Annotated in this window: 8 protein-coding genes and 2 rRNA genes; all 10 read left to right on the forward strand. The window is 37.0% G+C overall.

The genetic code is table 11. The features are described from left to right. Window positions 1-329 (forward strand): 23S ribosomal RNA (locus ABGX27_03345); the annotation flags it as partial. 82 nt (window positions 330-411) lie between these two features. After that, window positions 412-528, forward strand: a 5S ribosomal RNA gene (rrf, locus tag ABGX27_03350). A 33-nt stretch (window positions 529-561) separates the two neighbouring features. After that, complete coding sequence (locus ABGX27_03355; GenBank protein ID MEO2068527.1) at window positions 562-801, forward strand: hypothetical protein; 240 nt, start codon at window positions 562-564, stop codon at window positions 799-801. A gap of 132 nt (window positions 802-933) precedes the next feature. Next, on the forward strand, window positions 934-1,962 hold the full coding sequence (gene pheS, locus ABGX27_03360) for a phenylalanine--tRNA ligase subunit alpha (protein MEO2068528.1): 1,029 nt from the start codon (window positions 934-936) through the stop codon (window positions 1,960-1,962). 1 nt (window position 1,963) lies between these two features. Then, window positions 1,964-4,333: a phenylalanine--tRNA ligase subunit beta gene (gene pheT / locus ABGX27_03365; GenBank protein ID MEO2068529.1), complete on the forward strand. Its 2,370-nt coding sequence runs from the start codon at window positions 1,964-1,966 to the stop codon at window positions 4,331-4,333. 10 nt (window positions 4,334-4,343) lie between these two features. Beyond that, entirely contained in the window at window positions 4,344-4,637 is a 294-nt protein-coding gene (locus tag ABGX27_03370; GenBank protein ID MEO2068530.1) for a cell division protein ZapA, read from the forward strand. Window positions 4,638-4,678: 41 nt separating this feature from the next. Further along, the gene (locus ABGX27_03375; protein ID MEO2068531.1) at window positions 4,679-5,242 is read left to right on the forward strand and encodes a 5-formyltetrahydrofolate cyclo-ligase; all 564 of its coding nucleotides are present in this window, start codon (window positions 4,679-4,681) and stop codon (window positions 5,240-5,242) included. Continuing rightward, the gene (gene rny / locus ABGX27_03380; GenBank protein MEO2068532.1) at window positions 5,233-6,906 is read left to right on the forward strand and encodes a ribonuclease Y; all 1,674 of its coding nucleotides are present in this window, start codon (window positions 5,233-5,235) and stop codon (window positions 6,904-6,906) included. Before ABGX27_03375 ends, rny begins: the two co-directional genes overlap by 10 nt. Next, entirely contained in the window at window positions 6,896-8,800 is a 1,905-nt protein-coding gene (gene selB / locus ABGX27_03385; GenBank protein MEO2068533.1) for a selenocysteine-specific translation elongation factor, read from the forward strand. The genes rny and selB overlap by 11 nt, the downstream gene beginning before the upstream one ends. Beyond that, window positions 8,797-9,223: AEC family transporter (locus tag ABGX27_03390; GenBank protein ID MEO2068534.1), on the forward strand; the 427-nt coding region annotated here is incomplete at its 3' end. The genes selB and ABGX27_03390, both read left to right, overlap by 4 nt.

The raw sequence follows: 9,223 nt of genomic DNA on the forward strand, positions 1-9,223 counted from the left end.
CGCGAGCTGGGTTCAGAACGTCGTGAGACAGTTCGGTCCCTATCCGCCACGGGCGCAGGAGGCTTGAGGGGAGCTGCTCCTAGTACGAGAGGACCGGAGTGGGGGCACCTCTGGTGTACCAGCTGTCCTGCCAAGGGCATCGCTGGGTAGCCATGTGCCTACGGGATAACCGCTGAAGGCATCTAAGCGGGAAGCCCACCCCAAGATTAGGCCTCCCTCGGCGATAAGCCGGTAAGGCCCCTGGGAGACTACCAGGTTGATAGGCCGCAGGTGGAAGCCCGGCAACGGGTGGAGCTGAGCGGTACTAATCGGCCGAGAGCCTCGGCCTTTAACCTATCAGGAATCTCAGTTCCCTTATTCATATGTCAAAGATCTTAAAAAGTTGAATAAGATAGTTTTTATAATAGAAAGCCTGGTGCCCATAGCGGCGGGGAAACACCCGATCCCATTCCGAACTCGGAAGTTAAGCCCGCCAGCGCCGATGATACTGCCCTGGAGACGGGGCGGGAAAGTAGGGCGGTGCCAGGCTTTTTTATTTTTAATCCAACCTGGAGGTTAAAAATGGAACTCTGGGTAAGAGATAACAGCGGAAGCACTGTGAAACTCCAGGGATCCCTTAAAGCTATTTACGAAGCTCTATTAGAAAAATTTAATGAAAATCCTCAGATTCTTGCGTTTAATGGTACTAAAAGAGAAAGAAGAAGATTTAAAAGAGAACTAAGATGTGCAGGTAGAGATCTTCTTAAGGCTGCTGAAAACTATCTAAGATGGTATAAGAGCTGTAGGAGACTTTTTAGCTAATGTAAATTAAAGAACACGGGAATAATAAAAACTAGCTCCTTAAAAGGGGCTTTTATTTTTTTATGGGAATTTTCTACAAATCATCTTTTTTTATATAATCCTTCCTGCAAGTTTTTGCTCTGAGGTATAGATATGGCAATCTCCAAAGTAGAAAGCCTTAGAAAGGAATTTCTTGAAAGAGTAGAAAAAGTAGTATCAATAGAAGAACTTGAGAAGCTGAGAGTAGAATTTATAGGAAGGAAAGGAAAGGTAACTGAACTTTTAAAAACCATTCCCTCTCTTCCACAAGAAGAAAGAAAAGAGTTTGGAAAAGCTTGTAATATCCTTAAAGGAGAGATAGAAAAGTTAATAAAAGAGAAATTACAGCATTTTAAGAAAATTGAAAGAAAAGAAAAACTTCAAAAAGAATGGATAGATGTAACACTGCCAGGAAGAAGTAAAGAAATAGGATCTTTACACGTTGTTACGAAAACTCTGAATGAAATAGTAACAATCTTTACATCTATGGGCTTCTCAGTAGCAGAAGGTCCAGAAATAGAAACAGATTTCTACAATTTTGAAGCATTGAACATTCCTAAAGGCCATCCTGCAAGAGAAATGCAGGATACTTTCTATATTACCGATGATATAGTTCTTAGAACTCACACATCTCCTGTTCAAGTTAGGGTAATGGAAAAACAGAAACCTCCTATTCAAATAATTGCTCCCGGAAAGGTTTATAGAAAGGATGCAGATGTTACACATACCCCGATGTTTCACCAAGTTGAAGGTTTAATGGTTGATGAGAAAGTTACTTTCGCAGATCTAAAAGGAATTTTAGAACTCTTCTTGAAGGAAATGTTTGGACAAGATACAAAGGTCAGATTTAGGCCTTCCTATTTCCCCTTTACAGAGCCTAGCGCTGAAGTTGATATTGGCTGCGTAATTTGTGGTGGAAAAGGGTGTAAGGTATGTAAAGGAACCGGTTGGCTTGAGATACTGGGATGTGGAATGGTCGATCCAGCAGTGTTCAAGTCTGTTGGTTTAGATCCTGAAGTATACCAAGGATTTGCTTTTGGTATGGGAGTTGAAAGAATAGCAATGCTTAAATATGGTATTGATGATTTAAGACTCTTCTTTGAAAACGATCTTAGATTTCTAAGACAGTTTAGGGGTATCTAAGATGAGAATAACATACAATTGGCTAAAAGAATTTATAGATATAGATGATATCTCTCCACAAGAAGTTGCTGATATCTTAACAGATGTAGGTATAGAGGTTGATTCTGTAAGGTATGCAGCAGATAACCTTGAAAAGGTAGTTACTGGTAAGATACTAAAGGTAGAAAAACATCCAAATGCAGATAGACTGAAAGTTTGCCAAGTTGATATAGGAAATGAGGTTCTTCAGATAGTTACTGGGGCTGATAATATTTTTGAAGGAGCAGTAGTTCCAGTAGCGCTCCATAGTTCTAAACTTCCCATTGGAATAAGAATAAAAAGAAGCAAACTTAGAGGAATTGTATCCAATGGAATGATGTGTTCTGAAGAGGAACTAGGTCTTACGGATTCTTCCTCTGGTATTATGATTCTTCCAAATGATGTTGAAGTAGGAAAAGACATAAAAGAAGTTCTTGGTCTTGACGACTGGATAATAGAATACGAAATAACAACCAATAGACCTGACGCTCTTTCAATCTTAGGAATAGCAAGAGAATTAAAGGCAGTTCTAAATAGACCTATAAAAATCCCAAAAGTAGATTTTGAGAAAGGGAACTTCGAAGCACAAGATGAAATAACCTTAGAAGTCCTCGATTCTGAGGCGTGTCCTAGATATGATGGATTTGTAGTGAAAGAGATAAAGAATACAATATCTCCTCTATGGCTTCAGGTAAGACTTTACCTTACGGGGTTAAGACCTATAAATGCTGTAGTTGATATTACTAACTATGTGATGTATGAACTTGGACAGCCCCTTCACGCTTTTGACCTTGATAAGATAGCTGGTAAGAAAGTTATTGTAAGAAGAGCTAAAAGTGGTGAGATCATAAAAACTCTTGATGGAGTAGAAAGAAAATTAACAGAAAATGACCTTGTAATAGCAGATGCTGAAAAACCTATTGCTATTGCTGGAGTAATGGGAGGAGAAGACTCGGGAACTGTTATTACCACCGAAAACGTGTTTATTGAATCTGCCCATTTTGAACCAATGACGATAAGGAAAACTTCTAAAAGATTGGGACTTTCTACAGATGCTTCCTATAGATTTGAAAGAGGAGCAGATATTGAAGCTACAGAGTTTGCAGCAAAAAGAGCATTAGCCTTAATTCAACACTTGTGTGGCGGAAAAGTTGGAAAAGGAAAAGTTTCATTTTACCCTAAACCTTATACTCCAAAAGTTATTGTCTTTAATCCGCTTAAGGCCAAGAAAATCCTTGGAGTAGACATTCCACCAAGGAAATCATTTGAGATTTTAAGCAACTTAGGGTTTACGGTAAAGAAGGAACAGGACTATATAGTTGTAAAAGTTCCTTCTTGGAGAAAGTATGACGTATCAAGAGAAATAGATCTTATAGAGGAAGTTGTAAGAATCTATGGAATGAAAAACGTAGAAGGAACTTATCCTCTAATGCATTCAAATGTAGAAAGGAACTATGATTACAACAGAATTTCCAAAATTAAAGAGTTTCTCTGTAGTTTAGGACTTAATGAAGCAATTAACTATAGTTTTATCAGCGAAAAGTTATACAATACCTTCGGTTTATCTATTGATAAACTTATAAAGATTTCAAATCCACTCTCTGAAGAGTGGGTTTATATGAGAAATAATATCTTTCCAAGTCTAGTTCAAAATGCTGTTCTTAATATAAATAGAAACTTAAATAGCGTTTTCCTTTTTGAGACAGCAAAAGTTTTTGAAGAGGTAGGAAAAGAACCTCTTCATCTTGGAATCCTTCTTACTGGTAAGGTAAAAGAAGAACTTTTCAAAGAAAGAAAGGTTGACTTCTATGACTTAAAGGGTATTGTAGAAAGCCTTTTAGAGTACTTAAATCTTGAAGGAGAATTTGAAGCAACATCTATCCTTCCTTTCCTTCACCCAGGACAGGGAGCTACTATACTAGTAGATGGAAAAGAAGTAGGATTTTTAGGAAGGTTACATCCGGACATCGTAGAAAAACTGAACATAAAACAAGATATCTTTATAGCAGAAATTCTTCTAGATGAACTTCTAGAGATTTCTAAGGAAAAAACAATCAGGTTTAACAAAATACCTAAGTTTCCTCCTGTAACAAGGGATATTGCTGTTCTTGTGGATTTAAAGGAGACTGTTGCTAAGTTGGAAAAAGTTATAAAAGAGTCCGCGAAGTATCTTGAAAACATAAAACTCTTTGATGTTTATACAGGGGAAGGTATTCCTGAAGGTAAAAAAAGTGTTGCTTTCTCCTTAACCTTTAGATCTCCAGAAAAGACCTTGTCAGACGAGGAGATAAATAAGATATTGAATGATATAATAAAGTCGCTTGAGAAAATTGGAGCTACACTAAGGGCATAAGAGGAAGATTGTGAGTTTACCTGAAACCGTGGAAGTTGTTATTTGCGGAAGGAAATTTAACATAAAGACGGATAAAGATCCTGCTTACGTTAAACAGTTGGCAGGACGGCTTGAATCGATAATAGAAAAGGTAAGAGCTGGCAATAGTAAGATTACTTTCGATAAGGCCTTAATCATTGCTTGCTTTTACATACTAGATGAAAATGAAGCTCTTAAGAAGCAGATAAGAGATTTAGGAGAAGAAATAAAGCGCCTTGAAGAAGGTGCTAAGCTTTTAATAAATACTAAAAAGATTGCTCCTTGATCTTCCCTTATGCCCCTTTCTTTCTATAAGGGGTAAATGGTGTGTTTACAAAAGCCAAGTTAAGAGAAGAGATAAAGAAAAAACGTCTTTTTCTAAAAGAAGATGAGGTAGAAAGTAAGAGTAAAGAGATAATAGAGAAATTAAAAGGTATTCTCCCTGAAAATGCTAATTCTTTTATGTTCTATTATCCCTTCAAGAAAGAAGTTAACCTTTTACCTCTAGCAGAGGAATTTCTTCTTAAAGGAAAAGAAGTTATCTTCCCTAAGGTTATCAATAGGAATATAGTTCCTATAAGGGTTTTTTCATTGGAGGAGTTTGAGAAAGGTTTCCTATCTATTCCCGAACCTCCATTTAATCCTGAAAGGATTTTAAAAGAAATAGATGTTGTATTTGTTCCCGGAATAGTCTTTGACTTTCAATGTTTTAGAATAGGCTATGGTGGAGGATTTTACGATCGCTTCCTTGCCAATTTTAAAGTGAAAACTAAAATTGGTATCTGTTTTGATTTTCAAATTGTTGAAAAGATACCTCGGGAACATTTCGATGTCCCTATGGATCTAGTCGTTTCAGAAAAAAGGGTAGTAAGGAGGAGTCAATGGAGTTAATACTTGTAGCAATACTGGCAATTTTCACAGGTTTAACGGTTGGATACATAGTTGGAACTAAAAAGAGCCATATTGAGGGAGAGAAGTTAGAAAAGAAGATAAAGGAGGAGGCAAAGGAAGAAGCTTTAAAGATTATTGAAAAGGCAAAAGAAGAAGCTTCTGAAATAAAAGAAAAGGCAGAAAATCTTTTAAGAGAAGCTAAAGAAAAATTTGAAGAGATGAAAAAAGAAGCTTTCTTTAAGGCAAAGGAAGAAATACTTAAAGAAAAGGAAAAGCTTGAAGAAGAATTAAGAGAGAAAAGAAGGGAACTGTCCGAACTTGAAAAGAGATTACTGAGGCGTGAAGAATACCTTGATAAGAGAGAAGCAACCTTAGATAAAAGAGAATCAAATCTTGATAAAAGGGCAGATTTTCTTGACAAGTTAGAAAAAGAGCTAGAAGAGAAAAGGGCGGAAGTTGAGAAGTTAGAAGCAGAACTTCTTGAAAAGGATATGAAGGTAAGTCAGCTCTTAGAGGAAGAGCTTAAAAAACTTGAAGAGATTTCAGGGATGACAAGAGAAGAAGCTCAAGAGGAGCTCATAAAGAGAGTAGAAGAAGAAGTGAGGAAAGACTTAGCCCTTCGCTATAAGAAGATAGAAGAAGAATTTGAGAGAGATGTAGAGAAAAAGGCAAAGAAGATACTTGCTACAACCATTCAAAGGCTTGCCACAGAACAGGTAGCAGAAACAACAGTTGCTGTTGTAGACCTTCCTAACAACGAAATGAAAGGAAGAATTATCGGAAGGGAGGGAAGAAACATTAGATCATTTGAGCTTGCAACAGGAGTAGACCTAATAATTGATGACACTCCTGAAGCTGTTACCATTTCCTCATTTGACCCGATAAGAAGGGAAGTAGCAAGAATTGCGCTAGAGCGTCTTGTAGCTGATGGAAGAATACACCCTGCAAGAATAGAAGAAGTAGTAGAAAAGGTTAGACAAGAAATTGACCAGGAAATCCTTAATGCTGCAGAGGAGGTTCTCTTTGAACTTGGTATAGATGACGTTCACCCTGAGCTCAAAAAACTACTTGGAAAGCTTAAATTTAGAACAAGCTATGGCCAAAACGTTCTACAACACGTGAAAGAGGTAGCTTATTTAGCCGGTATGATGGCTGCAGAAATTGGAGCAGATGTCCAGCTTGCAAAGCGAGCAGGACTCTTCCACGATATTGGAAAAGCTGTAACCCATGAAGTCGAAGGTTCCCACGCTTTAATAGGTGCGGATATTCTCAAGAAATACGGAGAACCAGAAGCTGTTGTAAATGCTGCTGCAGCACACCACGGTGAGGTTGAGTTTACAACTATTGAATCCATCCTTGCTGCTGTTGGAGATGCTTTAAGTGCTGCAAGACCTGGCGCAAGAAGAGAGAGTTTAGAAGCTTACATTAAGAGGATTGAAAAACTTGAAAGTATTGCAGAATCCTTCCCTGGAGTTATGAGAGCTTTTGCTATACAAGCTGGTAGAGAAGTTAGAATAATGGTAGAACCGGATAGGATTACTGATGAGGAAGCTGCATTCCTTGCCCATCAAATTTCTAAGAAGATAGAAGAGGAAGTTCAGTATCCAGGGCAAATAAAAGTTACAGTTATTAGAGAAACGAGGGCTATAGACTATGCCAAATAAGAAGTTTGTAGTTGTTGGAACAGCTGGTCATATAGACCACGGAAAAACTACTCTTATAAAAGCGTTAACAGGAGTTGATACCGACCGCTGGGAAGAGGAAAAGAAAAGAGGTATGACCATAGACCTTGGTTTTGCTCATTTAGAACTTCCCAGTGGAATTTTGGCTGGAATCGTTGATGTTCCTGGCCATGAGAAGTTTATAAAGAATATGTTGGCAGGAGCTCACGGGATAGATTTGGTTCTCTTTATCATTGCAGCAGACGAAGGGATTATGCCCCAGACAAAAGAACATTTAACTGTCTGTGAAGTTTTAAATGTAAAAGAGGGAATAGTCGTTCTCACAAAAGTAGATTTAGTTGATAATGAATGGTTAGAGTTTGTTAAAGAAGATATAAGGGAATTCCTAAAGGGAACTTTTTTAGAAAATGCGCCTATGGTTCCTGTCTCTGCAAAAACGGGTGATGGCTTAAAAGAACTTGTGGAAGAAATAGATAAGCTTGCACAAGAAATAGAACCTAAGAAAACAGAAGGAATTTTAAGGCTTCCTGTGGATAGGTCTTTTTCTGTAAGAGGTTTTGGAACGGTTATAACTGGAACTTTGATAAGCGGAAAAGTTAAAGTTGGCGATACAGTAGAAGTTCTTCCTTCTTCAAAGAAGGTGAAAGTAAGGAACATTCAGGTTCACGGAGAAAATGTAGAAGAAGCTTTTGCGGGGCAGAGAACAGCTCTTAACCTTTCCGATATTTCAAAAGAGGAAGTAGAAAGAGGAGACTTGATAGCAACTCCTTCACTGCTAAGACCTACAACTCTTGTTGACGTCGAGCTTACTCTGTCAAGAAATGCCGATTGTTTACTCCAATCAGGACACAAAATTCATTTCCACCATTTGACTAACGAAGCAGAAGGAGAAGTTTTTTTAATAGATAAGGACGAACTTTTACCTGGTGAAAAGTGTTTTGCTCAAATTAGGCTGAAAGAAGAGGTCGTTCCAAGCTTTGAAGATAGATTTGTCATTCGAAACTATTCTCCTGCAAGAGTAATAGGTGGAGGACGGATACTTAATCCTTTACCTTTTAAAAAGTTTAGAAGAAAGTTTAGAGAAGAGTTTTTAAAAGACTTAAGTTTGCTTTCTAAAGGAGATAAAAGAACAATTCTCTCTCTTTATGTAGAAAAACTCCCTGGAAAGCTTTCTAAGAATAGCTTAGTTCAACTGCTTTCTGTATCTTTACAAGAAGTTGATAAATTGCTTGAAGAGTTGAACATACTAAACCTTGACGGTTTCCTTTACTCCACGGAATATGTAGAGGAACTTAAAGAGAGAATTTTGGAGATTTTAAAGGATTATCATAAAGAATACCCTATAGCTGAAGGTATAAACAAAGAATCTTTAAGAAGTAAATTAAATGTTGGCCTTGAACTATTCTCAAAGGTATTAAACGAACTTAAAGAAAATGGTCTAATAGAAGAAAATAAGGGATATCTTAAACTCTCCGGTTTTGTTCCAAATGTAAAAGGAACAAGATTTGAGAAAACAGTAGAGAATGTTAAGAAACTGATAGATATGGGTGGTTTTTCTCCGAAAAGTGTTGATGAACTTTTAAAAGATTTAAAGGTTCAAGAAGAGGACTTCAATCTTGTTTTAAACTACCTTGTAAATCGTGAAGGATACGAGAAGGTTGGAGAATTTATCTACTCTCCAGAAGCTATGAAGGAGATAAGGGAGATCTTAAGAAGACATTTTGAGAAGAAAGAAACTCTTTCCATTGGTGAGTTTAAGGATTACTTAGGAGTTTCAAGAAAGTACGCAATTCCTCTTCTTGAGTATTTTGATAGTACAAAAGAACTTATAAGACAAGGAAATGAAAGAGTAAAGGGGAATTTAAGGGCAGAATGACTGAACTACTTATAAATGTTATCTTGCCTCTTTACCTTTTAATTTTTTCTGGTTTTGTTATAGGTAAATTAAAGCCCGATCTCACGACAGATACTATTTCATTTATTGTTTTATACCTTTTTGCACCTTCCTTAATATTTCATTCTTTCAGAAATGTAAAACTTGAACTAACAGATTTTTCCTGCATTACTTTAGTAGCTTTGGGAGTGTTTGTCATTGTTTTTTTAATTGCTTTAGGAGTAGAAATCATATTCTTCAAAAAAAGAAATGAAGCTTTTGAACTTTCAAGTACCGTTATGAATGCTGGATACATGGGAATTCCTCTCATTTACTTAATGTTTGGGGAAAAAGTAGTTTCTTTTGCTACTTTCTACATGGTAGTAATGGCTATTTTTCACTTTACTCTCGGAATAGTTATTTTGG

The organism is Desulfurobacteriaceae bacterium (assembly GCA_039832905.1).
Lineage (GTDB): Bacteria > Aquificota > Aquificia > Desulfurobacteriales > Desulfurobacteriaceae > Desulfurobacterium.